This window comes from Pseudomonas sp. G11, assembly GCF_029457515.1.
In the GTDB taxonomy this organism is placed as follows: Bacteria; Pseudomonadota; Gammaproteobacteria; order Pseudomonadales; family Pseudomonadaceae; genus Aquipseudomonas; species Aquipseudomonas gorinensis.
In genome coordinates, this window is the sequence record NZ_CP120377.1 from 1,779,529 (window position 1) to 1,804,713 (window position 25,185).

Annotated in this window: 24 protein-coding genes; 10 read left to right on the top strand and 14 right to left on the bottom strand. The window is 61.1% G+C overall.

What is annotated here, in order from left to right; all coding sequences use genetic code 11:
* Window positions 1-7: 7 nt before the first annotated feature.
* The 6 genes from P2T68_RS08065 to P2T68_RS08090 all read right to left on the bottom strand — a co-directional run bounded on the left by P2T68_RS08065 (window position 8) and on the right by P2T68_RS08090 (window position 7,738).
* Window positions 8-718: an ABC transporter permease gene (locus P2T68_RS08065; RefSeq protein ID WP_024073855.1), complete on the bottom strand. Its 711-nt coding sequence runs from the start codon at window positions 716-718 to the stop codon at window positions 8-10.
* Window positions 715-1,443, bottom strand: a complete 729-nt coding sequence (locus P2T68_RS08070; RefSeq protein WP_024073856.1) for an ABC transporter permease — start codon at window positions 1,441-1,443, stop codon at window positions 715-717. The genes P2T68_RS08065 and P2T68_RS08070 overlap by 4 nt, the downstream gene beginning before the upstream one ends.
* A 57-nt stretch (window positions 1,444-1,500) precedes the next feature.
* A complete protein-coding gene (locus P2T68_RS08075; RefSeq protein WP_024073857.1) occupies window positions 1,501-2,280 on the bottom strand; it encodes a transporter substrate-binding domain-containing protein in 780 nt (259 codons plus the stop codon).
* 245 nt (window positions 2,281-2,525) lie between these two features.
* Window positions 2,526-4,160, bottom strand: coding sequence for an ATP-dependent DNA ligase (locus tag P2T68_RS08080; RefSeq protein ID WP_277379224.1), 1,635 nt, complete (start codon window positions 4,158-4,160; stop codon window positions 2,526-2,528).
* Window positions 4,157-5,161 carry a ligase-associated DNA damage response exonuclease gene (locus tag P2T68_RS08085; protein ID WP_024073859.1) on the bottom strand — a complete coding sequence of 335 codons (1,005 nt, stop codon included), beginning with the start codon at window positions 5,159-5,161 and terminating at the stop codon, window positions 4,157-4,159. Before P2T68_RS08085 ends, P2T68_RS08080 begins: the two co-directional genes overlap by 4 nt.
* A 135-nt stretch (window positions 5,162-5,296) precedes the next feature.
* On the bottom strand, window positions 5,297-7,738 hold the full coding sequence (locus tag P2T68_RS08090; RefSeq protein WP_277379225.1) for a penicillin acylase family protein: 2,442 nt from the start codon (window positions 7,736-7,738) through the stop codon (window positions 5,297-5,299).
* A 650-nt stretch (window positions 7,739-8,388) separates the two neighbouring features.
* Here P2T68_RS08090 and P2T68_RS08095 point away from each other — a divergent pair.
* Both P2T68_RS08095 and P2T68_RS08100 read left to right on the top strand, forming a co-directional pair.
* Complete coding sequence (locus P2T68_RS08095; protein ID WP_069075396.1) at window positions 8,389-8,928, top strand: kinase inhibitor; 540 nt, start codon at window positions 8,389-8,391, stop codon at window positions 8,926-8,928.
* Window positions 8,929-8,933: 5 nt separating this feature from the next.
* A complete protein-coding gene (locus tag P2T68_RS08100) occupies window positions 8,934-9,752 on the top strand; it encodes a helix-turn-helix transcriptional regulator (protein ID WP_168232364.1) in 819 nt (272 codons plus the stop codon).
* 225 nt (window positions 9,753-9,977) lie between these two features.
* On the opposite strand, the gene P2T68_RS08105 is transcribed toward P2T68_RS08100, so the two are convergent.
* The 5 genes from P2T68_RS08105 to P2T68_RS08125 all read right to left on the bottom strand — a co-directional run bounded on the left by P2T68_RS08105 (window position 9,978) and on the right by P2T68_RS08125 (window position 12,656).
* Window positions 9,978-10,622 (bottom strand): glutathione S-transferase N-terminal domain-containing protein, encoded by a 645-nt coding sequence (locus tag P2T68_RS08105; RefSeq protein ID WP_193690252.1) that lies wholly within the window; start codon window positions 10,620-10,622, stop codon window positions 9,978-9,980.
* A 361-nt stretch (window positions 10,623-10,983) separates the two neighbouring features.
* Window positions 10,984-11,184, bottom strand: a complete 201-nt coding sequence (locus P2T68_RS08110) for an SEC-C metal-binding domain-containing protein (RefSeq protein WP_003189235.1) — start codon at window positions 11,182-11,184, stop codon at window positions 10,984-10,986.
* Window positions 11,181-11,663, bottom strand: a complete 483-nt coding sequence (locus tag P2T68_RS08115) for an LEA type 2 family protein (RefSeq protein ID WP_024073865.1) — start codon at window positions 11,661-11,663, stop codon at window positions 11,181-11,183. The genes P2T68_RS08110 and P2T68_RS08115 overlap by 4 nt, the downstream gene beginning before the upstream one ends.
* Before the next feature lie 20 nt (window positions 11,664-11,683).
* Window positions 11,684-12,154, bottom strand: coding sequence for a YchJ family protein (locus P2T68_RS08120; protein WP_024073866.1), 471 nt, complete (start codon window positions 12,152-12,154; stop codon window positions 11,684-11,686).
* Window positions 12,155-12,158: 4 nt separating this feature from the next.
* Window positions 12,159-12,656, bottom strand: coding sequence for a DUF6231 family protein (locus P2T68_RS08125; RefSeq protein ID WP_024073867.1), 498 nt, complete (start codon window positions 12,654-12,656; stop codon window positions 12,159-12,161).
* 189 nt (window positions 12,657-12,845) lie between these two features.
* Between P2T68_RS08125 and P2T68_RS08130 the strand changes: the two genes are divergently transcribed.
* Window positions 12,846-13,541, top strand: coding sequence for an OmpA family protein (locus tag P2T68_RS08130; RefSeq protein ID WP_102624139.1), 696 nt, complete (start codon window positions 12,846-12,848; stop codon window positions 13,539-13,541).
* 157 nt (window positions 13,542-13,698) lie between these two features.
* Window positions 13,699-14,457, top strand: coding sequence for a hypothetical protein (locus P2T68_RS08135; RefSeq protein ID WP_041160858.1), 759 nt, complete (start codon window positions 13,699-13,701; stop codon window positions 14,455-14,457).
* A gap of 68 nt (window positions 14,458-14,525) precedes the next feature.
* Here the strand turns inward: P2T68_RS08135 and P2T68_RS08140 are convergent, their stop codons facing one another.
* The gene (locus P2T68_RS08140) at window positions 14,526-14,990 is read right to left on the bottom strand and encodes a CopD family protein (protein ID WP_024073870.1); all 465 of its coding nucleotides are present in this window, start codon (window positions 14,988-14,990) and stop codon (window positions 14,526-14,528) included.
* Window positions 14,991-15,089: 99 nt separating this feature from the next.
* Here P2T68_RS08140 and dinG point away from each other — a divergent pair, with 99 nt between their 5' ends.
* From dinG to pdxH, 5 genes are all read left to right on the top strand, one after another.
* A complete protein-coding gene (gene dinG / locus P2T68_RS08145; protein ID WP_024073871.1) occupies window positions 15,090-17,234 on the top strand; it encodes an ATP-dependent DNA helicase DinG in 2,145 nt (714 codons plus the stop codon).
* Window positions 17,235-17,332: 98 nt separating this feature from the next.
* On the top strand, window positions 17,333-19,627 hold the full coding sequence (locus P2T68_RS08150) for a beta-galactosidase (RefSeq protein ID WP_024073872.1): 2,295 nt from the start codon (window positions 17,333-17,335) through the stop codon (window positions 19,625-19,627).
* A gap of 82 nt (window positions 19,628-19,709) precedes the next feature.
* The gene (locus P2T68_RS08155) at window positions 19,710-20,855 is read left to right on the top strand and encodes an EstA family serine hydrolase (RefSeq protein ID WP_024073873.1); all 1,146 of its coding nucleotides are present in this window, start codon (window positions 19,710-19,712) and stop codon (window positions 20,853-20,855) included.
* Between the two features lie 143 nt (window positions 20,856-20,998).
* The gene (locus tag P2T68_RS08160; protein ID WP_193690254.1) at window positions 20,999-22,165 is read left to right on the top strand and encodes an OmpA family protein; all 1,167 of its coding nucleotides are present in this window, start codon (window positions 20,999-21,001) and stop codon (window positions 22,163-22,165) included.
* 27 nt (window positions 22,166-22,192) lie between these two features.
* A complete protein-coding gene (pdxH, locus tag P2T68_RS08165) occupies window positions 22,193-22,840 on the top strand; it encodes a pyridoxamine 5'-phosphate oxidase (protein WP_024073875.1) in 648 nt (215 codons plus the stop codon).
* 54 nt (window positions 22,841-22,894) lie between these two features.
* On the opposite strand, the gene P2T68_RS08170 is transcribed toward pdxH, so the two are convergent.
* Window positions 22,895-23,137 carry a hypothetical protein gene (locus tag P2T68_RS08170; RefSeq protein ID WP_024073876.1) on the bottom strand — a complete coding sequence of 81 codons (243 nt, stop codon included), beginning with the start codon at window positions 23,135-23,137 and terminating at the stop codon, window positions 22,895-22,897.
* A gap of 157 nt (window positions 23,138-23,294) precedes the next feature.
* Between P2T68_RS08170 and P2T68_RS08175 the strand changes: the two genes are divergently transcribed.
* A complete protein-coding gene (locus P2T68_RS08175) occupies window positions 23,295-23,759 on the top strand; it encodes a glycine zipper 2TM domain-containing protein (RefSeq protein WP_003189251.1) in 465 nt (154 codons plus the stop codon).
* A gap of 159 nt (window positions 23,760-23,918) precedes the next feature.
* Here the strand turns inward: P2T68_RS08175 and nhaA are convergent, their stop codons facing one another.
* Window positions 23,919-25,094 carry a Na+/H+ antiporter NhaA gene (gene nhaA, locus P2T68_RS08180; RefSeq protein WP_024073877.1) on the bottom strand — a complete coding sequence of 392 codons (1,176 nt, stop codon included), beginning with the start codon at window positions 25,092-25,094 and terminating at the stop codon, window positions 23,919-23,921.
* Window positions 25,095-25,185 lie beyond the last annotated feature (91 nt).

Below are 25,185 nucleotides of genomic sequence, written 5' to 3' on the forward strand. Positions count from 1 at the left end.
AGGCTCCTTAGTGACTCGGCCCGAGAAACGCCAGCCAGCGGCGCTCCGCCAGACGAAACAGACCGACCAGGGCAAAGGTCACGGTCAGGTAGATCAGCGCAGCGATGCCGAAAGATTGAAAGGTCATGAAGGTGGCCGAGTTGGCGTCCCGCGCGACTTTCAGGATGTCCGGGATCGTCGCGGTAAAGGCCACTGTGGTCGAGTGCAACATCAGGATCACTTCGTTGCTGTAGTAGGGCAGCGAGCGACGCAACGCCGACGGCATGATCACATAGGCGTACAGCTTCCAGCCGCTGAGGCCATAAGCCTTGGCCGCTTCGACTTCGCCGTGGGCCATGCTGCGGATCGCCCCGGCGAAGATCTCCGTGGTGTAGGCGCAGGTGTTGAGGGCAAAGGCCAGGACGGTGCAGTTCATTGCATCGCGAAAGAACGCATCAAGGACCGGTTGCGCGCGCACGGCGGCAATGCTGTAGATGCCGGTGTAGCAAATCAGCAGTTGGATATACAGCGGCGTGCCCCGAAACAGGTAGGTATAGAACTGCACCGGCCAGCGCACCAGCGGGTTGCGCGATACCCGGGCGATGGACAGCGGGATCGACACCAGGAAGCCGATGACCAGCGAGGCGCTGAGCAGCCACATGGTCATGGCCAGGCCGGTAATGTGCTGGCCGTCGCTGTAAAGGAAGGGGCGCCAGTATTGCTGCAAGAGTTCGATCATCGCACGGCCTCCCGTGAGCCTGCGGAGTAGCGACGTTCAAGACGACGCAGGACAAAGTTCGATGCGCTGGTGATCAGCAAGTAGATCAGCGCAGCGAGCACCAGGAAGTAAAACAGTTGATAGGTGCTCTTGCCGGCATCCTGGGCAGCCTTGACCAGGTCGGCCAGGCCGATGATCGACACCAGCGCGGTGGCCTTGAGCATCACCATCCAGTTATTACCGATACCCGGCAGGGCAAAGCGCATCATCTGCGGGAAGGTCACATAGCGGAAACGTTGCCCGCGCTTGAGGCCATAAGCCGTGGCGGCTTCCAATTGGCCGCGGGGGACGGCGAGGATCGCACCGCGAAACGTCTCGGTGAAGTAGGCACCGTAGATAAAGCCCAGGGTGATCACCCCGGCGCTGAAAGGGTCGATCTCGATGTATTCCCATTCCATGAAGTCGGTAAGACCGGTCAGCCAGGTTTGCAGGCTGTAGAAAATCAGCAGCATCAGTACCAGGTCGGGTACACCGCGAATCAGGGTGGTGTAGAGCTGGGCGGGGATGCGCAGGAAGGGCAGGCTGGAGAGTTTGGCACTGGCACCGAGCAAGCCCAGCAACACGCTGACGGCCAACGACAGCACCGATAGCTTCAGGGTCATCCAGGTGCCTTGCAGCAACAGCGGGCCGAAACCCTTCAAGCTGAATGCGCTCAGCCCGAGGGTTTGCAACAGATCTTCGAACATAAATCAGGACCTATGGCGATAAAAAAGCGCCCCTTCAACGAAGGGGCGCCCCAGGCATTATTTGCCGCTGTACAGGTTCAGATCGCCAAAGTGTTTCTTCTGGATGGTGGCGTAGGTGCCATCATCGTGTAACGCTTTGATACCTTTATCCAAAAGGGCCTTCAGTTCAGTGTTACCTTTTTTGATACCGACCGCGGTTTTCGACGGCAGCAACGGGTCATCGATGGCTGCGCTGACTTCGTAGCCCGCCCCGGCTGGTGACTTCAGGAAGCCCAGTTCGGCTTGCAGCATGTCCTGCACGGACGCGTCGAGGCGACCGGAGGTCAGGTCGGCGTAAACCTGGTCCTGATTGGCGTAGGCCTTGGTGGTTACACCGGCTTTATCCAGCACGGCCTTGGCGTAGGCTTCCTGGATGGTGCCTTGCTCGTAGCCCACGGATTTGCCTTTGAGCGACTCTGGTGTCGAGTAGCCGGCGCCTTTCTTGAAGACCAGCGAAGTCGGGCCGGAGAACAGCTCGTTGGAGAAGTCGATGGCCTTCATACGGGCCTCGGTGACAGTCATCGAGGAAATCACACCGTCGAACTTGTTGGCTTTGAGGCCCGGAATCATGCCGTCGAAATCACTTTCGACCCACTTGCACTTCACTTTCAGTTCGGCGCAGATCGCGTTGCCCAGGTCGATATCGAAGCCCACCAGGCTGCCGTCGGCAGCTTTGGACTCGAACGGCGCGTAGGAAGGATCGACACCAAAACGCAGTTCCTTGTATTCCTTGGCCAGCGCGGTACCGGCGGCCATGCACAGAGCCAGTGCAGAAAGGGTCAGCAATGCTTTTTTCATTATGTAATCCCTGGAAACCAAGATAAGCGCTTGTGGCGCGTTTAGGACTGTTACTGAACGGTGTCAGACGGATCACAAGTAGCAATTTCTGCACCATAGTTCCGAATGATCGTTTTAAAAGGTGGGAAGAGGGAGTTATAAGTATAGGAGATGCCCGAAAATGGGCATTGAAAACTGAGCGCACCATTTCGGAACATTTGCAGATCCCATTGTGGGTGGGCGCTAGCTCCCACAGGTGTTCTGCGTCAGGCCAGTAAGTCCTGCAGGGTGGCAAGGTTATCCGCCTCATCCACCGCCTTGTCCTGGCGCCAGCGCAACATCCGCGGGAACCGCACCGCTATCCCGCTCTTATGCCGCTTGGACAGGGCAATGCCTTCGAACCCCAACTCGAACACCATGCTTGGCGTTACGCTGCTGACCGGGCCGAACTTCTCCACAGTGGTCTTGCGCACGATGGCGTCGACCTTGCGCATTTCTTCATCGGTCAATCCTGAATACGCCTTGGCGAACGGTACCAAGGTACGTTCGCTGCCGGCCGGGCCGTCCCATACTGCAAAGGTGTAGTCGCTGTACAGGCTGGCGCGTCGACCATGGCCGCGCTGGGCATAGATCAACACCGCATCGACGCTGAACGGGTCGACTTTCCACTTCCACCACACGCCCATGTCCTTGGTGCGGCCTACTCTGTACAGGCCTTCGCGCGCCTTGAGCATCATGCCTTCCACCCCAAGCTGGCGGGAGGCTTCGCGTTGCTGGGCGAGGTCCTGCCAGGTGGTACCCGTCAGCAAGGGCGATGCCAGCAGCACGGGTTGGTTGCACTGGGTAATCAGCCGTTCAAGTTGGGTGCGGCGTTCCGCCTGGGGTTGGTTGCGCCAGTCGTCGCCCTGATGCTCCAGCAGGTCGTAGGCCAGGACCGCGACCGGAGCATCGTCGAGCACTTTTTTGCTCAAGGTCTTGCGGCCAATGCGCTGTTGCAGCAGCGCGAACGGTTGCACCGCGTCCTTCCACACCACGATCTCACCATCGATCACCGTGCCATCGGGCAGGCCGCTGGCCAGGCTGTGCAGTTCGGGAAAACGCTCGGTCACCAGTTCTTCACCCCGGGACCAGATCCACAGGCGGCCCTCACGCTTGACCAGTTGCGCGCGAATGCCGTCCCACTTCCATTCCACCTGCCAGTCGGCGGGCGAACCGAGCAGGGTGTCGAATTGCTCGACCGGCTGCGACAGTCCGTGGGCGAGAAAAAACGGATAGGGCTGTCCGCCCCGTTGGGCATGTTCGTCGGACGATTCGGCGGCGATCAGCTTGAGGTAGCCTTCGGCCGTCGGCCGGTTGGACAGGTCGGTGTAGCCCACCAGGCGCTGGGCTACGCGCTTGCTGTCCAGATCAGCCAGGGCGGCGAGGGCGCGGGTGACCAGCAACTTGGACACCCCCACGCGAAAGCTGCCGGTGATCAACTTGACGCACACCATCAGGCTCGGTTGATCCAATTGCGCCCACAACGCGGGTAAGCGTTCGGCCAGGTCCTGGGGCGAAAGGCCACGCAGCGGCAGGAGCTTTTCTTCGATCCACACCGCCAGGCCGTCATGGGAGGTGTAGGCCGATTCTGGCAATAACAGCGAAATCGTCTCGGCCAGGTCACCCACCGATTGGTAGCTTTCCTCAAACAGCCACGGGGCGATCCCTGAGGCTTCGGTGGCCATGTCTCGCAGCAGGCGGGTGGGTACCAATTGCCGAGGACGCCCGCCGGACAGGAAATACACCGCCCACGCGGCGTCTTCGGGCGGGGCCTGCAGGAAGTAGGCTTGTAATGCGGCAAGCTTGGCGTTGCTGGAGGTGGTGGCGTCGAGGTTGGCGTACAGCTCGGCAAAGGCTTTCATGGCGTGGTCTCTTCTTCGTCATCTCCGTATTCGGTGCTGAAGCTCTGGGCGTCCAGGCCTTTTTCCCGCAGGTGGCGCACCAGAACGCCGACGGAGCCATGGGTGACCATTACCCGTTCGGCGCCGGTTTGTTCAATGGCCCACAACAGTCCGGGCCAGTCGGCGTGGTCCGACAGCACAAAACCCCGGTCCACCCCGCGCCGCCGCCGTGTACCACGCAGGCGCATCCAACCGCTGGCGAAGGCATCGCTGTATTCGCCAAAACGGCGTATCCAGCTACTGCCGCCGGCGGAGGGCGGCGCGATGATCAGGGCTTGGCGCAGCAACGGGTCGGTCTTTTTGAAGTCGCCGGCGTAAAGGGTTTCGGGAATGTAGATACCGGCTTCGCGGTACACCCGGTTCAGCGGTTCGACTGCGCCGTGGCTGAGGATCGGACCGATGCTGGCGTCGATGCCGTGCAGGATGCGTTGGGCCTTGCCGAAGGAATAACAGAACAACACGCTGGCCTTGCCGGCCGCGATATTGGCCTGCCACCAATCATTGATGCCGGCAAAGATCTGCGCCTGGGGCTGCCAGCGGTAGATCGGCAGGCCAAAAGTGGATTCGGTGATAAAGGTGTGGCAGCGCACTGGCTCGAATGGCGCGCAGGTGCCATCGGGTTCGACTTTATAGTCGCCGGACGCCACCCAGACTTCGCCCTGGTATTCCAGGCGTACCTGGGCGGACCCAAGCACATGCCCGGCCGGGTGGAAGCTCAAGGTGACGCCGTGATGCACCAGTGGCTCGCCGTAGGCCAGGGTTTGCAGGTTGATGTCCTGGCCCAGGCGCGAGCGCAGGATGCCTTCGCCGGGACCTGCGGCGAGGTAGTGCTGGTTACCGGTTCGGGCGTGGTCGCCGTGGGCGTGGGTAATGACCGAGCGTTCCACCGGGCGCCACGGGTCGATGTAGAAATCACCGGCGGGGCAGTAGAGGCCTTCGGGCCGGGCGATGACAAGGTCCATGGGGCGTGCCGGGGGCAATGGGCTTATCAGTAGGAGGCAGGGGGCAGCGCAGAAGTTCTATCTGAATGCATGGGGGGCAAATGTGGGAGGGGGCAAGTCGCATCGTCGCACCGCCCCTCCCACATTTTGGAGCGTTTACTTGCCTGGGGTCAGGGTCAACCTGGGCTTCCCGTACACCTTATCGAAGTTCTGCGGCTGCATCGGGAAGCTCAGGTATTGCGCCTTGAGCGCGGCGTCGATGCCGTTGGCGTAGTGGGGGCTGGCGGGGTTGCCGGACTGGCCAATGCCACCCTGGCCCATCATCGGTTCCGCCTGGCCGAAATCGACGATCATGCGCAATGCCGGCACCTGGGTGGTGTTGAAATCCTGGCCCCAGCTGTACGGTGCCGGGTTCAAGGTGGTGTGGTCGCCACCGGAAGCCAGTGGTCCGCGAATCACTTGGCCGCTGGTGTTTTTCCAGGTGGTGCTGTGCAGCTTGCCCCATTGCCAGGCCTTGTGATCACTACCCAACTGGCTGTCGCCGGCCGTGATCGCGGCGGCCAGGCTGCGGGCGAGGATCGCCGGTTTGTCTTCTTTTTGCGCGGTGCGCACGTCATCCCAGAACGGGCTGTCTTCGCGGCCCAGCAGGTGGTCGGCCTGGGCGGCGTAGGACAAGCTGGCGTTACTGACAAAGGCTTTCCAGCTTGCGCTGTTTTCCGGGCCGAGTTCGTCGAGGAAGATCTGTTTGCTGCTTTCCTGCAGGAACAGCTCGTAGATCGCCGCGTCGGCGGAGGTGGGGGCCAGGCGACCGTCAAAGGCCATCAGGCGATTCAGCGCTTCCCGCGCCTTGGCCTGTTCAGCGGCTGGCAATGCATCGATCGCCTGTTTCAGGGGCTGGGCCATGCCCGGTGCCTGGAACATGTTCTTGAGCTTGGCGGCGAACGTGGTGGTCTGGTCGTATTGCATGGCAATCATGCTGCGGCTGTCATGCTTGCCGGCATTGGCCAGTTGCGCCAGGCGCTCGCTGCGCTCCGGCGCATCCCACGAGTTCGACAATTGCATGCCATAGCCACGCGGCGCGGTGCGCTGGTTGGCGGTGCCGATCCAGCCCTGGGCCGGATCCTGGTCGTACGGGTGCAGCATGGCGTCGGCGTAACCGTCCCAGTCGAAGCGCGCATCCCAGCCCGGCGAGGGCAACAGGCCTTCGCCTTCGCGACGGTTGGGGAAGCGGCCAGTGACCTGCCAGCCAATGTTGCTGGCGTCGGCGAACACCATGTTCAAGGCGATGGCGCGAATCTCGCGGGTCGCGTCCGAGGCTTTGCCGGCATTTTGTGCACGGGACAGGTCGAAGAACGCGTCCAGGCTTTTGTCGTCCTTGAAGTCGGCGGTTTGCAAGGCCAGGCCAAAACCACTGGTCAGTGCCTGGCTGCTGTTAAGCAGGGCGCCGTGGCGGGTTTCGTACACCACTTCACGAATCGAACGTTGGCCCTTGATGAAGAAGGTTTCGTTACGCACCCCAGCCGGTAGCCATTTGCCGTTGTTCTCGTAGTACAGCGCGCTGCCTTGGCGTTTGACCTTCTCCAGGAACAGGTCCTGGGTGTCGCCCTTGACGGCGCTCATGCTCCACGCGACTTTGCCGTTGAACCCCGACAACAGAGTTGGCAGACCGGCGATCGAGGCGCCGACCGCCTGGTATTTCGGGGCGCGGATCTGCACGTAGTTCCACGGCGAAGGCGCTTGCGGCTGGGCCGCGAGGTCGTTGGCCAGCAGGCTTTTGCCGCTGCGACTGCGTTGCGGGCCGATGGCCCAGTTGCTTGAAGTCGTCACCGCCAGGGAATTGAGTGTGCTCAATTGCTGGCTGACCGTGTCCAGCCCGGCCAGGCCGGTGATCTGGCTGAGGTTCACGCCCTTGAGCTTCTCCGCTTCGGCCAGGGGGATCGGTTCATCCGGTGCGCTTGGGGTGAGCCAGGCGAGTTTGTCGGCGCCGACTTTCTGGGCGAGTACCAGGGACGCCAGTTCTTCCTGCAGGTTGGTTGCCTCGCTGAAATTCAGCAGGCAGAACAACAGCGCCGAATCTTCCGGTTTCCAGTACTCGGGCTTGTAGCCGGTCTGGGCCAGGTCCGGCGGCAGCTTGTCGCGGTAGCGGAACAGGTAGGCGTTGACGCCACGGGCATACACTTCAAAGAAACGCTTGAGGCGCGGCGACGAGGCGTTATACAGCTCGCCCGCACTTTTCCTGAGGTTGACCGCGCGCATGAAGCGGTCGACATCCAGCACGTCTGCACCGGACATTTCCGCCAGGCGGCCTTGGGCCAGCAGGCGCAGCGTGACCATCTGGGTGATCCGGTCGCTGGCGTGTACATAGCCGAGGCTGAACAGTGCGTCGTGGAAGGTGTTGCTTTCAATCAGCGGCATGCCCTGGGAATTGCGGCGTATCGAAACGTTCTGCGCGAGGCCCTTGAGCGGCTGCACGCCGGCAACGGGGGGCAGGGTGTCCTGGGTGCTCTGGAGCTGGCAACCGGCCAGGCCCAAGGCACTGGCCACTGCCGCGGCAACGCCGAACCGGGGAAGAAAATGTGAGAGGGCTGGCGAGGCCATGGCAAAGCTCCTGCGGGGGGTAGCGTCAGTAAAGGCGCTACGTTAGTGAGCGCGGCGATACGACGCAAGCGGGAGTTTGGGGAAAGCGTCAGATCTTGAGTCTGTTCAAATCAAATGTGGGAGGGGCGGTGTGACGATTCGACTTGCACCCGATGGCGGCCTCTGGGCCGACCAGGATGTTGGGGGAATGGGGACATATCCATTGCTGCGGTAACGGCGACTTAGGGTTCCGCTCTTACAGCGGGTCACTTTTGGAAAAGAGCCCGGGATGCCGGCCCAGCCAAAAGTAACCAAAAGGGCTCTTGCCCCACCACTCGGCACCTCGCCTAGGCTCGGTGTGCCCGAACACAGGCTTGAATCCGTGGGCCGCCGTCATGGGCCATCCCTGGCCCAGGACGGCTAACCCGGCGTCCTGCCGGGTTACCCACGGATTCAAGCCTGCGTTCGGCCAGCGTGGTTTAACGGGGCGCCTAAGATCAAGATCAAGATCAAAAGCCAAAGCCAAAGCCAAAGCCAAAGCCAGAGCCAGAGCCAAAGCCAGAGCCTGAGCTATTGAGCATTTCGGCACTGTTATCGAGCGTTTCGGCACAGTAACCACGCTTTGCTCAACCTAGAATCGAGCTTCACTTTAGGACTCAGATGGAGTCGCGATGAAAATCAGATTAATCCTGCCTGCACTTTCCATGGCAGTGACATTCAGTGGATACGCTGCCGATTTCGTACTGACCAGCCGGGATATTGCTGACAATCGTCCGCTGACCAGTCGCGAAGTGTTCCAGGGCTTCGGGTGCGAAGGTGGCAACACGTCTCCTGAGCTTTCCTGGAAAGACGCCCCTGCGGGGACTAAAAGCTACGCGATCACTGTTTACGATCCCGATGCACCCACCGGTAGCGGTTGGTGGCATTGGACGGTGGTTAACCTGCCAGCTTCCACCCATAGCTTGCCAAGAGGTGTAGGGGCGAACTTGCCCGCAGGTGCCGTACAAGGGCGAACCGATTATGGCCAGCCGGGGTTCGGTGGCGCTTGCCCACCTGTCGGAGATAAACCCCATCGCTATCAATTCACCGTATGGGCATTGAAAGCCGATAAGCTACCGCTCGACAACCAGGCCAGCGGAGCCTTGGTAGGTTACATGCTCAACGCCAACGTCCTGGCCAAAGCGACCATTACTTCAACGTACGGACGTTAAGAACGATGCGCCCTTGTGACGGCATACAGCACCGGGAAAACATTATCGATGCATGTGTCATACGGGCGCGACAACCCCTCACCTTGCCAAGGGTGCCGGTGTTCGTGACCACCTTGTGTCGAGTGCGGCAGGGGGAAAAACTGTTGCAATGGGATGACCGGGAGATGCGCGCGGGGCCTCAGCATCTGATTCTGATGCCGGCCGGGCGCGAGCTTGGTATCTCCAACTTTCCTGGCCCTCACGGTCACTACATCGCCGATGCGGTGACCTTTCCCGTCTCGACATTACGTAACTTCAGCACCCGATATAGCCAGCAGATTGTGAGCGGTCGCGGTGCACTGAAGACCGATCTCTGCGTTCCTCTGGACAGGCACACAACCCAGGCATGGGAGCAGTTGTTGGCCGCCATCAATGGGAACGCCCCACAGGCACTATGCACACATTATGGGGAAGCGGTTCTTCTGAGCCTATGCCTTGGCGGCCAGGTCGGGCCTCTGCTGATGGGGCGCAACGATCCACTGTGTGAACGTGTGCAGCAACTGGTAATGGCCAGGCCGGAGAGAGATTGGACGGTCGCGAGCATCGCACAACACATGAACCTGGGTATGTCGACATTGCGCCGCCAACTGGCGAAAGAGGGTAATAGTTTCAGGAATATTTTGGAGGGTGTTCGACTGTCGACAGCATTACAACGGTTGCAAACAACTTCTCGCCCGATCGGTGAAATTGCCGGCGCCTGCGGTTATGCCTCGGCCTCACGTTTTGCTGTGCGCTTTCGCTCACACTATGGCCTGTCACCGCGTGAATTGCGGGCGGCGATTTGAGCATTTTCCTTCCCGTGCTTCGTACAGCCCGCCAATCGAGTGAAGCGCCTGCTCAGCTTGCCGTTCCAACTGCACCGATTCGTTGCCAGGGCAATCCAAGTACCCGTGCCTGAAGTGGCAAAACTTTGTAGCAGCTTACCGTCGGCTGCTACAAAGCTTTCGTGGATACCCATGGTTATCCGGGGCAGGCCCCACATGTGACCGGGTGGGTTTCAAGAATAATGCTCAGGACTTGGGCGGGTTGACCTTTTGCACCAGTTCGTAAGCGCGCAGGGTTGCCGGGCGTTCCTTGATACTGTTGAACCAGCGATGAACGTGTGGGAAATCTTCCAACCGCTGGCTCTGCCACTTGTGGGAAACGATCCAGGGGTAAATGGCCATGTCGGCAATGCTGTAGGCCTCACCCGCCACGAACGGACGATCCGCCAGGCGTCGATCCAGTACCCCATACAAACGCGCGGTTTCATCCACATAACGCTTGATCGCGTAGGGGACCTTCTCCGGTGCAAATTGGCTGAAGTGATGGTTCTGGCCCGCCATCGGCCCCAACCCGCCCATTTGCCAGAACAGCCATTGCAGTACTTCCTGGCGACCGCGCAGGTCCTGGGGAATGAACTGGCCGGTTTTTTCCGCGAGGTACAGCAGGATTGCACCGGATTCAAACAGTGAAATCGGCGCGCCGCCGTCGTTCGGGTTCTGGTCGACGATGGCCGGGATGCGGTTGTTGGGAGCGATCTTCAGGAAGTCAGGCTTGAACTGGTCGCCCTGGCCGATGTTGATCGGGTGCACCTTGTAGGGCAGCCCGGCTTCTTCCAGGAACAGCGATACTTTGTGACCGTTAGGGGTGGTCCAGTAATACAGGTCGATCATGAAGCTCTCCAAATGAGCGAATGCCTGCATGTATAGGTGATGATCGACGGGTCATAATTCAATGAAACATTTACGTCTAAGGTTAGAAGCCTTTCAGGCTGCGCTGTCTGCCCACACCCGCAGTGGCGGTTGCGCGCAGCACACCATAGCCTTCGGCTGAAAGCGTGGGGGCGCCTCCATTGCCTGGGCACATGGGGGGGAGCTTGATTCGTCGGGAGACGGGGGGAGGGGGTTGCAGTGCCAGCGCAAGTCCTGGACTTGGAGCGCCGTCAAGCATGTGGGAGTTTTGCTGCCCCTCGCAGGGAGTGACTCTATAAAGCCACCAGGACAGTTGCTCCCACATTTGGGGCTACCGCGCGGCTTACGCCCCGTGGCACTTCTTGAATTTTTTCTCACTGCCGCATGGGCACGGATCGTTGCGACCAACGTCCTTCAACGCATTGCGCACTGGCTCCTGGTGAGCGTGGCCGCAGTTCGGGCCGTGGACATGGCCGTGGTCGTGATCATGATGATCGTGATCGTGGTTGCAGTCAGGACCATGGACATGGGGTTGCTGAGTCATCGATGTCGCTCCGGAATAAAATCGCCGGGTATTATCTCGCCATTGTGGGCCACCTGCACGTCATACTCGATGAATAATCCGGTTTTCAGCTCGCCGTCCAGGCGATAAGGCACGGGCTGGTCGGGTTTTTTCAGCATCTGCACCACATCGCGTATCTGCGGCCATAGGTTGGTGCGCACCGACACCTTGAAGAACGCGTGGCCGCGCGGCGGTACGGTGAGCCACTCATTGGACTCGCCCTCGGTCAGCACAAAGTCGCCCAGGGTGACCTTGTAGATCAGGCCGCGCACGGTCAGGTCTGCGTCGTCGCGGTTGTCCACGCGGAAATACAGCTTGAATTTCTGCTCAAGCAACTTGGCCCGTACCACCTCCACTTTCACCAGGGAGACGTGGGGCGGCGGCGAGTCGTCTTCAAACCAGGAGGCGCAGCCCGTCAGAGTGAGGGTCAACGCCAGCATTAAGCTGTACATCCGGTGCATGGCGCTGTCCTGTCATGGGGTTAGAGGTAGCTGGCGCAGCACTTCTTGAACTTCTGCCCGCTGCCGCACGGGCAGGCATCATTGCGCCCGGCCTTCACGTCCACGGTCGGGTCGATGAAGTACCAGCGCCCCTCATTCTGTACGAAAGAAGACTGCTCGCGGTGGCTATGTTCGCCGGTGCTGTCATGCCAGCGCGCGGTAAACGTCACAAAGGCGTGTTCCGGCTGGCCGCCGAATACCTCGGAGCTTTCGACCTCAAGGCCCAGCCAGGTGCTCTGCAAGCTCCAGGCACTGATGGCGTCGCGGTCCAGGCCGGCCTGTTGCGCAGGCAATGTGGTGCTCACCAGGTAGTCGACCAGGCCCAGCACGTAGGCGCTGTAGCGCGAGCGCATCAGGGCGCTCGCGCAGGGCGCCGGGTGGCCAGCGTGATAATGGCCGCAGCAGGCATCCAGCAGGTTACCGCTGCCGCAGGGACATATGGATGTACTCATCGGGTTACCACCAATACTTTCCGAAGTTTTCCGGGTTGGCCCAGAAGCGTGCGTTGAGCCAGTCCGGCACCTGTTTATAGTCAAGCAGATCATAGGTGAACAACGTCAGGACCTGATCAAGGCGCTGGAAGCGCTCGCCGGCCTGCAGGGCCAGGGAGAAGAAGTCGGTGTCCTTCCAGTCGCAGGCGGCCAGGTCTACCAGTACCGCGATGCGGCTGGCGTTGAGGTTGCGAATGCCGCCAAGCAGGGTCAGTCCTTGAGGTTTTGACAGGTGCTCCAGGCAGTCGACCACCAGTGCCAGGTCAAAACGCTGCGCTGCCAGTTCCGCGGGCAATGCCCCAGGCTGTGCGATGAACACCTGGGTGTCTGGGTGCGCCGCCTCAAAGGCCTCCAGTGCCGGGAATTGGCTGGAGCCCAACAGCAGCAGGCGTTTGGGCTGGTGCAGATCGAGCAAAGCGGCCAGCGCTTGCTGGGGCGTACGGGAAGAAATACCAGCGGTCATCAGAGATCCTCACATCATGACCCTAGAGACTAGCGCGGCTGAGCGTGCGGGCCTAGAGCGGGCGGTAGCGAAAAGTCCTACAAGTACGGCGATCCTCAATGAATACGGGGGCGTGGCGTAGTGGCGCAGTTGAAAAGAGCCGTCTTTACTCCACCCATCGGCCCCCGCCGATCCCTCAGGAGAAATCAGATGAGCATCATGCGGACAGTTCTACCTTTGGTTCTGCTAACCGGAGTATTGACAGGTTGCGCAGGCTTGCAAAAAACCGATTGGCCCACCTGTGCCGCTGTCGGCGGCGTGACCGGCGCGGCGATTGGCGCGACGGAAAGCTCGGCCTACGCCGGTTATGGCGCATTGCTGGTCGGCGGCATGGCCGGCGCGTATTGCTGGGTTCATGGCGACGCGGATGAAGACGGCGATGGCGTGCCGGACAGCCGTGACAAGTGCCCGGGTACTCCGAAGGGCGTGCAGGTCGACGCCAATGGCTGCCCACCTGCGCCGCCAGCGGCGGTGGTAGAGGAAGTGGTGGTGGTCAAGGAAGAAACCATCGTGATTCGCGATGTGCACTTCCAGTTCGACTCGGCCAAATTGACGGCTGCGGACAAGACCAAGCTCGACACCATCGCCACTCGCCTGAAAAAGGAGGCCCCAAGTGCCCAACTGCGGGTCAGCGGCCATACCGACAGCGTCGGCAAAGACGCCTACAACCAGAAACTCTCGGAAAAACGCGCGCGCTCGGTCACCGACTACCTGATCAGTGCCGGCGTGCCTCGCAGCAACTTTGTGTCCGTGACCGGCGCGGGTGAAAGCCACCCGGTGGCCGACAACAAAACCGCTGAAGGCCGCGCATTGAACCGCCGCGTGGAAATCCAGATCAACCGCTGACAGCCCTTGCCCCTGTGGGATTCCACAGGGGCATTGTTGGCGATCTTCGTTGAAATCGCTCCTTTCTCAAGTTTTTTGATCCTTCACTGGCAAATCGCCTGTAGAAGTCGTTACTGTGCGCCCAAAGAAAAATTTGAAAACACTCAGGAGCCCCATGATGCGTAAGGTTTTTCTGTTGGCCCTGTTGGTCAGCCCCGTTGCCCTGGCCCAGAGCGTCAGTGTTGAAACCAATTCGTTGATGCGCCTGCCTTCCAGCACCAGCGTGTTGCAACTGGAGCGCCTGGACGTGGCGGATTACGGCACCTTGCTGATCCCGGCCACGATCAGCCAGGTCACGGTGGATCAACTGCACCTGGGCCGTGAGGCGCGCATTACCATCGCGCCGGGCAACACAGGGTTGCAGTTGCAAGTGCGCCAGGCGCAGTTGGAACACGGCAGCCAGATCACCTCGCGCGGTGCCCCTGGCACCCATGAAAAACCGGCCAAGGCCGGGCGCGACCTGACCTTGCGTATCAATGCACTGGCCGCTGAAACATTGTCGGTGGATGCCCGTGGCGGCGCGGGTGCACAAGGGTATGCCGGCCTGGATGGCGCCAACGGTGAAGACCCGGGTTGTACCTGGGGTTCGGCCGGGCGGGGGGCCAATGGAGATAATGGCGGCGACGGCCTTCCCGGTGCAGCGGGAGCGCAAGTACGCCTCGAGCTGCCGCAGGACTTTCCGAGCGAGCGGATCAAGGTCTGGGTCGATGGTGGCCCGGGCGGCTTGGCCGGTACGGCGGGTAAACCTGGCAAGGGCGGGCAATCCAAAGGCTGCCTGGTGTACCGCGCTGATGGCGGCGAAAAAGGCCGCCCAGGTTTGGAAGGCCAGCCGGGGCCAGCTGGGCCTGCGGGCTCTGTGACCATCCAACGACTTTGAGTCGTCGGGTCTGACGCCCTCGGGAGCACGTCGCACCGACCTGCTCCCGAGCCAGGTTGAAGGTCGCCTCAGAACATCGGCCGCGCCGAAGCAATCGCCACCAGCAACAACCCCACGATCAAATTGATCCCTACCAACTTGCGAATCTGCCCCAGCGCCGCCGCGCCCGCCGGCCAGTCTTCAGCCGCTACCGCCGTGCGCAGTTCCGGGAACTTCAACGCCTGGATGCGGATAAACAGCGCGGTCATCACCACATACAAGCCCATCATCACCTGCACATAGCGCGGTGCGGTCTCGAACCCGCTGAAGCGCAGGTGCAGCAGGCCAACGCCGCTGATCGGCAAAACCAGCACCGCCACCCAGACCCACACGAAAAAACGTTGAAACACATTTGCCCACAACTTGAGTCGGGCAGGGCCCTCAAGGGCCGCCACAGCGGCGGGGCGCAGGATCATCCAGGCGAAAAACATGCCGCCGACCCAGATCAGGGCGGCCAATACATGCAGGGTGTAGACGAGGCTGAAGACGGTCATTGTGGTACTCCGTTCTGCGCGGGATTAATTAGCGGGGTATGATAGCGGCCGATTCGAACCACTGAAAATTTATCCAGCGTTTTTTGCGCCCGACTATCCATGATCAGCACTGAACTCAAAACCACGATCCAGGGCGCCTATACGCGTTTTCTCGAAGCCAAGAGCTTGAAACCGCGCTATGGCCAACGCCTGATGATCGCCGAAGTGGCCAAGGTCCTCGGGGATATCGACACCGACGACGAAGGTCGCCGCGAAGGTGAGCCTGCGGTCGTGGCCGTCGAAGCCGGCACCGGTACCGGCAAGACCGTGGCCTACAGCCTGGCCGCGATCCCGACTGCCAAGGCCGCCGGCAAGCGCCTGGTGATCGCCACCGCCACCGTCGCCCTGCAGGAGCAGATTGTCTACAAAGACCTGCCCGACCTGATGCGCAACAGCGGCCTGAACTTCACCTTCGCCCTGGCCAAGGGGCGTGGCCGCTATATGTGCCTGTCCAAGCTCGACGTGCTGTTGCAGGAAGGCCATGCGCAAACCGCCACGGCGTCGCTGTTTGAAGAAGAAGGCTTCAAGATCGAGGTTGATGAAGTCAGCCAGAAGCTGTTTACCAGCATGATCGAGAAATTGGCTGGCAATAAATGGGACGGCGACCGCGACAGCTGGCCCACCGCCCTGGAAGATGCCGATTGGGCGCGCCTGACCACCGACCATAGCCAGTGCACCAACCGCCATTGCCCGAACTTCGGCCAGTGCGCCTTCTATAAGGCACGGGAAGGCATGGGCAAGGTCGATGTGATCGTCACCAACCACGACATGGTCCTGGCTGACCTGGCCCTGGGCGGCGGCGCTGTACTGCCGGACCCACGCGACACGCTCTACGTATTCGACGAAGGCCACCACCTGCCCGATAAGGCCATCGGCCACTTCGCCCACTACACGCGCCTGCGCTCCACCGCCGACTGGCTGGAGACCACCGCCAAGAACCTCACCAAGTTGCTCGCCCAGCACCCCTTGCCCGGCGACCTGGGCAAGCTGATCGAACAGGTGCCGGAGCTGGCGCGCGAGATCAAGACCCAGCAGCAGTTCATGTTCAGCGCCTGTGAACAGGTGGCCGACTTTAAACCTGGCGAAGACGTGGAGGGCCGAGAGCGCCCGCGCCATCGTTTTGTGGGTGGGCTGATCCCCGAGCACATGCGCGAAATGGGCGTTGAGCTCAAGAAAGGCTTTTCGCGCCTGACCGACCTGTTCACCCGCCTGACCGACCTGCTCAAGGAGGGCATGGACGGCGAGGTGAATATCGGCATCGCCAGCAACCAGGCCGAGGAATGGTACCCGCTGTTCGGCAGCCTGCTGTCCCGTTCCCAGGGCAACTGGGAGTTGTGGACCGCGTTTACCGCCGAAGACCCCGAAGACAACCCGCCCATGGCGCGTTGGCTGACCCTGTCGGAAAGCGGCGCGCTGTTCGATATCGAGGTCAATGCCAGCCCGATCCTGGCTGCCGAAATGCTGCGCCGTAACTTGTGGAATGTCGCGTATGGCTGCCTGGTAACCTCGGCCACGCTGACCGCCCTGGGCACCTTCGACCGCTTCCGCATGCGCGCCGGCCTGCCGAAAAAGGCGGTGACTGCTGTGGTGCCGAGCCCGTTTCATCATGCCGACGCCGGCGTGCTGCGCGTGCCCGACCTCAAGGCCGACCCTCGGGATGCGCCGGCTCACACGGCCGCCATCATCCGTGACCTGCCGTCCCTGGTGGAAGGTTCACGCGGCACCCTGGTATTGTTTTCCTCACGCAAACAGATGCAGGACGTGTTCGATGGCCTCGACCGCGACTGGCGCAAGCAAGTGTTTATCCAGGGCAACCTGTCCAAGCAGGAAACCCTGAACAAGCACAAGGCGCGGGTCGATGGCGGGGATTCCAGCGTGCTGTTCGGCCTGGCCAGTTTTGCCGAAGGCGTGGACTTGCCCGGTGCCTACTGTGAGCACGTGGTCATCGCCAAGATTCCGTTCTCGGTGCCGGATGACCCGGTCGAGGCTGCCTTGGCCGAGTGGATCGAGGCGCGGGGCGGCAACCCGTTCATGGAAATCTCGGTACCGGATGCTTCGCTGAAGCTGGTGCAGGCCTGCGGGCGCTTGCTGCGTACCGAAGAAGACCGCGGCACCATCACGTTGCTCGATCGGCGCTTGGTTACCCAGCGCTATGGCAAAGCCATCCTGAATGCGTTGCCGCCATTCAGGCGCGAAATTTCTTAAGCCACCGTGGGCGAATTCGCCCACTTCGTGGTCTATCTCACTGCTATCGCTTTATGTCATCAGGCCATTCACCGGCCGTTTGGGAGAACCTTGCTCGTATGATTCGCACGCTGCCCGCCCTTTTTGCCCTGCTGTTCGCCGCGCCCTTGATGGCCGCGCCCAGCGGGCAACAAACATTGTTCAACTTCGTCCGGCCTGCCGATGTGGTCAAGGTGGCGACCCAGGACGCCAGCCTGCCGCAATACAACGCCGAACAAACCCCGGAAGGCGAGGTGCTGCGCCGCATCACGTTCAACCCGGCCGCCGAACCGAGCCTGGTGCTGAGCCCGCAAAGCGGCGTGTGGGACTGGTCGCAGTCCGGCGCCATGAGCCTGCGTATCCAGAGTGCCATGGACTGGGCGTTGACCCTGTACGTCAAGGTGCAGAGCAACGACGGCAAGACCCTGGTCAGTCGCATCGACCTGCCTGCGGGCCCGGCCCAGACCCTGCTGGTTCCGTTGCAAGCCAACTCGCCGCTGAGCCAGGGCATGAAGGCGGGCCCGCCGATGCCGATCACCGTCGACGGCCAGCGCGTGTTGCTGGCCAGCAGCGCCGGGGAGATCGACCGCAGCCAGGTGGTCTCGGTGACCCTGTCGATGATCAAGCCCAATGTTGCGCAAAGCATCCTGCTGGAGCGCTTCGGCGTGCAGGACAGCGAGCCAGCGTTCAAGGCTGCCTACAGCAACCTGGTGGACGCCTATGGTCAATCCACGCGTGCGCGCTGGCCGGAAAAGGTCAGCAGCGACGAACAACTCAAGGCCGCCGCTGCCAAGGAGCAGCAACAGCTCAAGACGTGGCTGGCCGAGCGGGATAAGTCCGCACTGGATCAATACGGCGGTTGGAACAAAGGGCCGGCGTTCGATGCCAGCGGCTTTTTCCGCACCGAGAAACGTGACGGTCGCTGGTACCTGGTGACGCCGGAAGGCCACCCGTTCTACTCCCTGGGCGTGAACACCGTGGCGTCGGATAACAACCAGACCTACGTGGCGGGGCGTGAATGGATGTTCGGGGCGTTGCCCCAGGCTGGTGAACCCTTCGACAAGTACTATGGCAGCAGCGATCATCGCACCGGCAATGGCGCAGGCGAAGGCCGCAGCTTTGCGGCGGGGCGCTGGTACGATTTCTACCGCGCCAACCTGCAGCGCACCTACGACACTGATGGTTACGACCAGAAGCGCTGGATCAGCCACACCCTCGACCGCCTGCAGGCGTGGGGCTTCAACACCATCGGTAACTGGAGTGCGGCGGACCTGGCCACCGCCGACCGCGTACCGTACACCTTGCCGCTATCGATCGTCGGCGATTACGCCAGCATCAGCACCGGTACCGATTGGTGGGGCGGCATGCCCGACCCGTTCGACCCTCGCTTCGCCATGGCCACCGAGCGTGCCGTAGCCATCGCTGCCCGCGATCACCGCGATGACCCGTGGCTGATCGGCTTCTTTGCCGACAACGAATTGGCCTGGGCCGGCCCCGGTGATGATCCCAAGTCACGCTATGCCCTGGCCTACGGCACGTTGCGCATGACCACCGACGTCCCGGCCAAACGTGCGTTCCTCAAGCAATTGCGCGACAAGTACCGCAATGAAGAAGGCCTCTCCAGGGCCTGGGGTATCCACCTGGCGGGCTGGGAGTTGATGGAAGACCCAGGCTTCGAACCGCCGATGCCGAGTCCTGAGCACCCGGAAATCGAAGCCGACTTCAAATATTTCCAGAAAACCTTCGCCGACACCTATTTCAAGACCATTTCCGATTCGTTGAAGTGGCATGCCCCCAACCAGTTGCTGCTGGGTGGCCGTTACGCCGTGAGTACGCCGGAAGCCGTGGCCTCCTGTGCGCAGTATTGCGACGTGTTGAGCTTCAACATGTACACGCTCAAGCCTCAGGACGGTTATGACTTCGCTGCGTTGCGCGCATTGGACAAGCCCGTGTTGATCACCGAATTCAACTTCGGCTCTGCAGACCGTGGCCCGTTCTGGGGCGGTGTGACGCAGTTGGCCAGGGAAGAAGACCGGGGGGCGGCGTATGCGACCTTCCTCAAGCAGGCCATGGCCGAGCCGTCGATCGTCGGCGTGCATTGGTTCCAGTACCTGGACCAACCGGTTACCGGTCGCCTGCTGGACGGTGAAAACGGCCACTTCGGCTTGGTTGGCATTACCGATATCCCATTCCAGGGGTTTGTCGACAGCGTGCGCAAGAGCAACCTGGCGGCGGTCGACCAACTGGGCAAGGAAGCCGAAAAGGCCAAGGCGGCCAGTGCAGTGCATGAGCACGAAGGCGGCAACGCGCATGATGGCAAAGGTGCGGGGCAGGGCGCTGGGCACGCCGGCGGGCACTCTGGAAATGGTCATTGATTCAGTGGTGACGGGTTCACAAATCCTACAAGGGCTGGAACAATGTCAGCCACTTTTTATGGCGTTTTCCGAGGGGGCTTAGGTGCAGGTTCAGGGTCATTACGAACTTCAGTTCGAAGCGGTACGTGAAGCGTTCGCCGCCTTGTTCGATGACCCGCAGGAGCGTGGTGCCGGGCTTTGCATCCAGATCGGCGGGGAAACGGTAGTCGACCTGTGGGCCGGTACCGCCGACAAGGATGGTGCCGAGGCCTGGCACAGCGACACCCTCGTCAACCTGTTCTCGTGCACCAAGACGTTTACTGCGGTCACGGCCCTGCAATTGGTCGCCGAAGGCAAACTGAAGCTGGATGCGCCAGTGGCCGATTATTGGCCGGCGTTTGCGGCGGCGGGGAAGGAAACCATCACCCTGCGCCAGTTGCTCTGCCACCAGGCCGGATTGCCGGCGATCCGCGAAATGCTGCCCGCCGAAGCGCTATACGACTGGCAACGCATGGTCGACACCCTGGCGGCCGAAGCGCCGTGGTGGACACCGGGCCAAGGCCATGGCTACGAGGCAATCACCTATGGTTGGCTGGTCGGCGAATTGCTGCGCCGTGCCGACGGGCGCGGCCCGGGTGAATCCATCGTGGCGCGGGTTGCGCGGCCGTTGGGACTGGACTTCCATGTAGGGCTGGCGGATGAAGAGTTTTATCGCGTGGCTCATATAGCGCGCAGTAAAGGCAATATGGGCGATGAAGCCGCACAACGTTTACTGCAAGTAATGATGCGTGAACCGAACGCCATGACGACGCGGGCATTTGCCAACCCACCTTCTATTCTGACCAGCACCAATAAACCCGAATGGCGACGCATGCAGCAGCCGGCGGCAAATGGTCACGGTAATGCGCGCAGCCTGGCGGGTTTTTATAGCGGTTTGTTGGACGGTAGTTTGCTGGAAAGCGACATGCTCGAACAATTGACTCGTGAACACAGTATTGGGCCGGATAAAACCTTATTGACTCAGACCCGTTTTGGCCTGGGCTGCATGTTGGATCAACCGCAGTTGCCCAATGCAACCTTCGGCCTTGGCCCGCGTGCGTTTGGGCACCCTGGCGCGGGTGGTTCGGTGGGGTTTGCCGACCCTGAACATGATGTTGCGTTCGGTTTTGTGACTAATACGTTGGGGCCGTATGTACTTATGGACCCTCGTGCGCAGAAGTTGGTCGGAATATTGGCCGGTTGTCTGTAAACCCCTTGCTGTTTCACGTTTTTTTGTTACAAATGCAAGTATAAGAAGACGCTGAGCGAAATGTTGTAACTTTAATGTTCTGGAAGCGTCTGTTTAACGGGTCATCCAGACCCCCGGTTTTTTTCTCATTTTGTGGATATCTCATGTTATCGAACAAGTCCTTGGCACTGGCGCTGTGCCTCACTATTACTGGTTGCGCACAAACTCCACAAAATGATGCCGAAGGGGGGCATTGGTGGTCATTTGGATCTGATAAGGCTGCCACCAAGGACGCAGTGAGCCAAACCGACGCCAAGCCGGACGCCAAACCTGCCGCTGGTGCCAAGCCTGCTGCCCCGGTTGCTGCTGCCGCCGCCCCGGCCGCAGCCCCAGCCCCAGCCCCGGTTGCCAAGGCTGACACCGGCTCCAGCTGGTGGCCGTTCTCCTCCAAGAGCGCTGACGAAAAGGCCGCCGATGCCAAGGCTGACCTGACGGCCGACCTCAAGGCCGCGACGCCGGCACCCGCCGCCGCGCCAGCTGTCGCCAAGAATGACACCGAAACCCACTGGTGGTGGCCGTTCGAAAGCAAGCCCAAGCCACTGGCCAAGGTCGACGTGACCAACGTACCGATGCCCGACCCGAAAATCACCCAGGCCTGGCTGGACGACTATGAACCGCGCCTGCGCGCCGCTATCAAGGACAGCAACCTGCAACTGGAGCGCCGCGATAACGTATTGGTGGTGATTGCCCCGGTAGACGGCTCCTACAACCCGAAACGCCCGGCGATGTTGTTGCCGGTTACCCTGGGCCCGTTCACCCGCGTTGCCAAGGCTGTTGAAGCCGATCCGAAAACCGCCGTACTGGTGCTGGGCCACGTGGATGCCACCGGTTCCGCTCCGGCCAGCCAGGCGTTGACCAAGGAGCGCGCGCAGTCCATCGCTTCGATTTTCAGCCTCAGCGGCCTGAAGCAAGACCGCTTGATGCTGCGTGGCATGGGCGACCTTATGCCGCGTGCCGCCAACGACAGCAATCAGGGGCGTGCGCTGAATCGTCGCATGGAAATCATGTTCACTCAGCGTACAACGATGTTGGCCTTGCTGAGTAAGTACAACTCCGGCAAGACGCCACCTGTCGCTGAAATGGTTGCCGTGCAGGATGTTCCAGCGCCGGCACCGGTTGCCAAGACTGCGGCGAAAAAGGCGCCTGTCGCCAAGAAAGCCGCCGCCAAGCCAGCTGCCAAAAAGGCCCCAGCCAAGCCGGCTGCGAAGAAACCGGCTCCGGCCAAAGCCAAGGCTGCTACGCCGGCGGCGAACGACCAGGCGAAAAACTGATCCGTTGAACCAGAAGGATAAAGTCGCATGACCCAGGCACTGGCCGATATGCGCCGTGACTACACACGGGACGGTTTGAGCGAGGCCCAGGCCCCGGATGAGCCGTTTGCCTTGTTTCACCAGTGGTTTGCCGATGCGGTGAAAACCGAGCAGCCACCGGTGGAGGCCAATGCCATGACCCTGGCCACGGTAGACCAGGACGGTCGTCCGCACTGTCGCATCCTGTTGCTCAAGGGCCTGGATGCACAGGGCTTTACCTTCTTTACCAACTATCAGAGCGCCAAGGGCGAACAGCTCGCGGCGCGGCCGTTCGCGGCCATGACCTTTTTCTGGCCGACCCTGGAGCGCCAGGTGCGCATTGAAGGGCGGGTCGTCAAGGTGACGCCCGAAGAGTCGGACGCCTATTACCAGGTCCGCCCCCTGGGCAGTCGCCTGGGCGCGTGGGCTTCCCCGCAGAGCCAGGTCATTCGTGATCGCGAGGCGCTGCAGGAACTGCTCAAGGCTACCGAACAGCGTTTCAGCGACACCCAGCCCGACTGCCCCGAGCACTGGGGTGGCTACCGTTTGCTGCCCGAGCGTATCGAGTTCTGGCAAGGCCGCGCCAGCCGCCTGCATGACCGCCTGAACTATCGCCTGCAAGGCGCGGACTGGACCCGCGAGCGCCTGGCGCCCTGAGCGGCACCTTTCGTCATCTCTCCTGAATCAAGCCGATCACACCGAAGTCTCTGTTCAAGAGTCTTCGGGCGTGTAGTGCTGTGCGGCGTTCTTTAGCCAGAGCGGCAGGTCGTTCCGCTTGATCTTCAAGGCCCGGGCCTTCTCTAGCTGTTGCAGCATAAAGGCGCGCTTGTGCAGGTCGTTGCCCGCCAGGGACAGCGCCAGGTCGCGGTCTATCCAACGCCTGATGCGCACGTACAACCAACCATGGAAGTACAGACCAGCGGCGGTAATGACTACAATGATGAAATAATCCATGAAGTTCCTGGTTATGTTGAGCGTGCTACCGTTCGTCGGTATTTTGGGTACTGGCAGTCTGTACTCAGGCTGAATGAAAGCAATTTTCTGCCGGGCTTGCCGTGACAGGCGTCAAGCTGCAGCGTCTAATGAATACCTGTCCTTTGGAGTTGATGCTATGCGTAAGTCCGTTTTACTGGTTGCCTGCTTTACCACCCTGTCGCTGCTGCTGGGTGGCTGCGCTTCGAGTCTGACCGGCGACTCGTACTCCCGTGACGAAGCGCGTCGTGTGCAGACCGTTCGCATGGGGACCATTGAATCCCTGCGTCCGGTGAAAATCGAAGGCACCAAGACCCCAATCGGCGGCGCAGCGGGTGCAGTCATCGGCGGTGTCGGCGGCAGCGCCATCGGCGGCGGCCGTGGCAGTATCGTTACCGCAGTCATCGGCGCCGTTGCTGGCGGCCTGCTGGGTTCGGCCACTGAAGAAGGCCTGACCCGTACCCAGGGCGTGGAAATCACCGTTCGTGAAGACGACGGCAGCATGCGCGCCTACGTACAGGCCGTGCAGGAAAATGAAATCTTCCGCATCGGCGACCGCGTGCGCATCATGACCGTTGATGGCACCAGCCGCGTGACTCGCTAAACGTCAGTCGTAGAAACACAAAACCCCAACCGGGTGACTGGTTGGGGTTTTTTTATGGGGGCGGCCAGTGCGCGGCTGGCGTTGTGTCTGTCCAGGTACGCACGACCTGTGACGAGGGAGCAAGCTCCCTCGCTACAATGATGCGCGTCGCCGAACCTCTCAGGCCTTCTTGCGACTTGCCATCGCCGTCACGCCATACCCAATACATGCCGCCAATATCGACCCGGTCAGGATCCCCATTCGATCTTCCCCGGCAAACTCGCTGGCGCCCGGCACAAAGGCCAGTGAGCCGACAAACAGGCTCATGGTGAAGCCGATACCGCACAGGATCGCCACGCCAAATACCTGGCCCCAGTTGGCACCGCTGGGCAGGGCAGCGAGGCCGGTCTTGATGGCCAGCCAGGTGAGGCCGAACACGCCGATGGTCTTGCCGATCAGCAGGCCCAGGGCGATGCCCATGGGCACATGGTGGGTAAAGCTTTCCAGGCTGACGCCGTTGAGGGACACGCCGGCGTTGGCGAAGGCGAACAGCGGCAGGATGCCGTAGGCCACCCATGGGTGAAGCGCGTGTTCCAGGGTCAGCAGCGGCGAAGGTTCGGCATTCTTGGTACGCATCGGGATGCAGAACGCCAATGTCACGCCGGCCAAGGTGGCATGCACGCCACTTTTCAGCACGCACACCCATAGGATCAACCCGATGATCAGGTAAGGCGCGAGCTTGATCACACCTAGGCGGTTCATGGCAATCAAGGCGATCAAGCACATCCCCGCGCCGGCCAGGGCGGCACCGGAGAGGTCCGCGGAATAGAACACGGCAATCACGATGATCGCGCCAAGGTCGTCAATAATTGCCAGGGTCATCAGGAACAGCTTCAGCGACACCGGCACACGCTTGCCCAGCAGGGCCAGCACGCCCAATGCGAAAGCGATGTCGGTGGCCATGGGGATGGCCCAGCCGGAGAGCGCCGCCGGGTAATCCTTGTTGATCGCCCAGTAGATCAGCGCCGGTACCACCATACCGCCGATGGCCGCAGCGCCCGGCAGGACCACTTGCGATGGCTTGGACAAGTGGCCGTCCAGCAGCTCGCGCTTGACCTCCAGGCCGATCAGCAGGAAAAACAAGGCCATCAGGCCGTCGTTGATCCACAACAGCGCGGGCTTGGCGATGTTCAGCGCGCCAATCTGGGCCACCACCGGTACCTCGAGAAAGGCCCCGTAGAGGTGGGACAGCGGTGAGTTGTTGATGATCAGCGCCAAGGCGGCCGCCGCGATCAATAACAGACCGCTGGCGGCTTCCAGCTGGAAGAAACGGGTAAAAGTGCTACGCAGAGCCAAGGGATGCTCTCCAATCCAGATTCAATAGGTGGGTACCCTAACCCGTACTGTTAGTTGTTAAAACAAAAGTTATATTCTTATTTGTTATAAG

Excerpts from the sequence above, each read along its gene's own strand:
- P2T68_RS08065 (WP_024073855.1), bottom strand. The coding sequence starts at position 718 with ATGATCGAACTCTTGCAGCAATACTGGCGCCCCTTCCTTTACAGCGAC.
- P2T68_RS08070 (WP_024073856.1), bottom strand. The coding sequence starts at position 1,443 with ATGTTCGAAGATCTGTTGCAAACCCTCGGGCTGAGCGCATTCAGCTTG.
- P2T68_RS08075 (WP_024073857.1), bottom strand. The coding sequence starts at position 2,280 with ATGAAAAAAGCATTGCTGACCCTTTCTGCACTGGCTCTGTGCATGGCC.
- P2T68_RS08080 (WP_277379224.1), bottom strand. The coding sequence starts at position 4,160 with ATGAAAGCCTTTGCCGAGCTGTACGCCAACCTCGACGCCACCACCTCC.
- P2T68_RS08085 (WP_024073859.1), bottom strand. The coding sequence starts at position 5,161 with ATGGACCTTGTCATCGCCCGGCCCGAAGGCCTCTACTGCCCCGCCGGT.
- P2T68_RS08090 (WP_277379225.1), bottom strand. The coding sequence starts at position 7,738 with ATGGCCTCGCCAGCCCTCTCACATTTTCTTCCCCGGTTCGGCGTTGCC.
- P2T68_RS08095 (WP_069075396.1), top strand. The coding sequence starts at position 8,389 with ATGAAAATCAGATTAATCCTGCCTGCACTTTCCATGGCAGTGACATTC.
- P2T68_RS08100 (WP_168232364.1), top strand. The coding sequence starts at position 8,934 with ATGCGCCCTTGTGACGGCATACAGCACCGGGAAAACATTATCGATGCA.
- P2T68_RS08105 (WP_193690252.1), bottom strand. The coding sequence starts at position 10,622 with ATGATCGACCTGTATTACTGGACCACCCCTAACGGTCACAAAGTATCG.
- P2T68_RS08110 (WP_003189235.1), bottom strand. The coding sequence starts at position 11,184 with ATGACTCAGCAACCCCATGTCCATGGTCCTGACTGCAACCACGATCAC.
- P2T68_RS08115 (WP_024073865.1), bottom strand. The coding sequence starts at position 11,663 with ATGCACCGGATGTACAGCTTAATGCTGGCGTTGACCCTCACTCTGACG.
- P2T68_RS08120 (WP_024073866.1), bottom strand. The coding sequence starts at position 12,154 with ATGAGTACATCCATATGTCCCTGCGGCAGCGGTAACCTGCTGGATGCC.
- P2T68_RS08125 (WP_024073867.1), bottom strand. The coding sequence starts at position 12,656 with ATGACCGCTGGTATTTCTTCCCGTACGCCCCAGCAAGCGCTGGCCGCT.
- P2T68_RS08130 (WP_102624139.1), top strand. The coding sequence starts at position 12,846 with ATGAGCATCATGCGGACAGTTCTACCTTTGGTTCTGCTAACCGGAGTA.
- P2T68_RS08135 (WP_041160858.1), top strand. The coding sequence starts at position 13,699 with ATGCGTAAGGTTTTTCTGTTGGCCCTGTTGGTCAGCCCCGTTGCCCTG.
- P2T68_RS08140 (WP_024073870.1), bottom strand. The coding sequence starts at position 14,990 with ATGACCGTCTTCAGCCTCGTCTACACCCTGCATGTATTGGCCGCCCTG.
- dinG (WP_024073871.1), top strand. The coding sequence starts at position 15,090 with ATGATCAGCACTGAACTCAAAACCACGATCCAGGGCGCCTATACGCGT.
- P2T68_RS08150 (WP_024073872.1), top strand. The coding sequence starts at position 17,333 with ATGATTCGCACGCTGCCCGCCCTTTTTGCCCTGCTGTTCGCCGCGCCC.
- P2T68_RS08160 (WP_193690254.1), top strand. The coding sequence starts at position 20,999 with ATGTTATCGAACAAGTCCTTGGCACTGGCGCTGTGCCTCACTATTACT.
- pdxH (WP_024073875.1), top strand. The coding sequence starts at position 22,193 with ATGACCCAGGCACTGGCCGATATGCGCCGTGACTACACACGGGACGGT.
- P2T68_RS08170 (WP_024073876.1), bottom strand. The coding sequence starts at position 23,137 with ATGGATTATTTCATCATTGTAGTCATTACCGCCGCTGGTCTGTACTTC.
- P2T68_RS08175 (WP_003189251.1), top strand. The coding sequence starts at position 23,295 with ATGCGTAAGTCCGTTTTACTGGTTGCCTGCTTTACCACCCTGTCGCTG.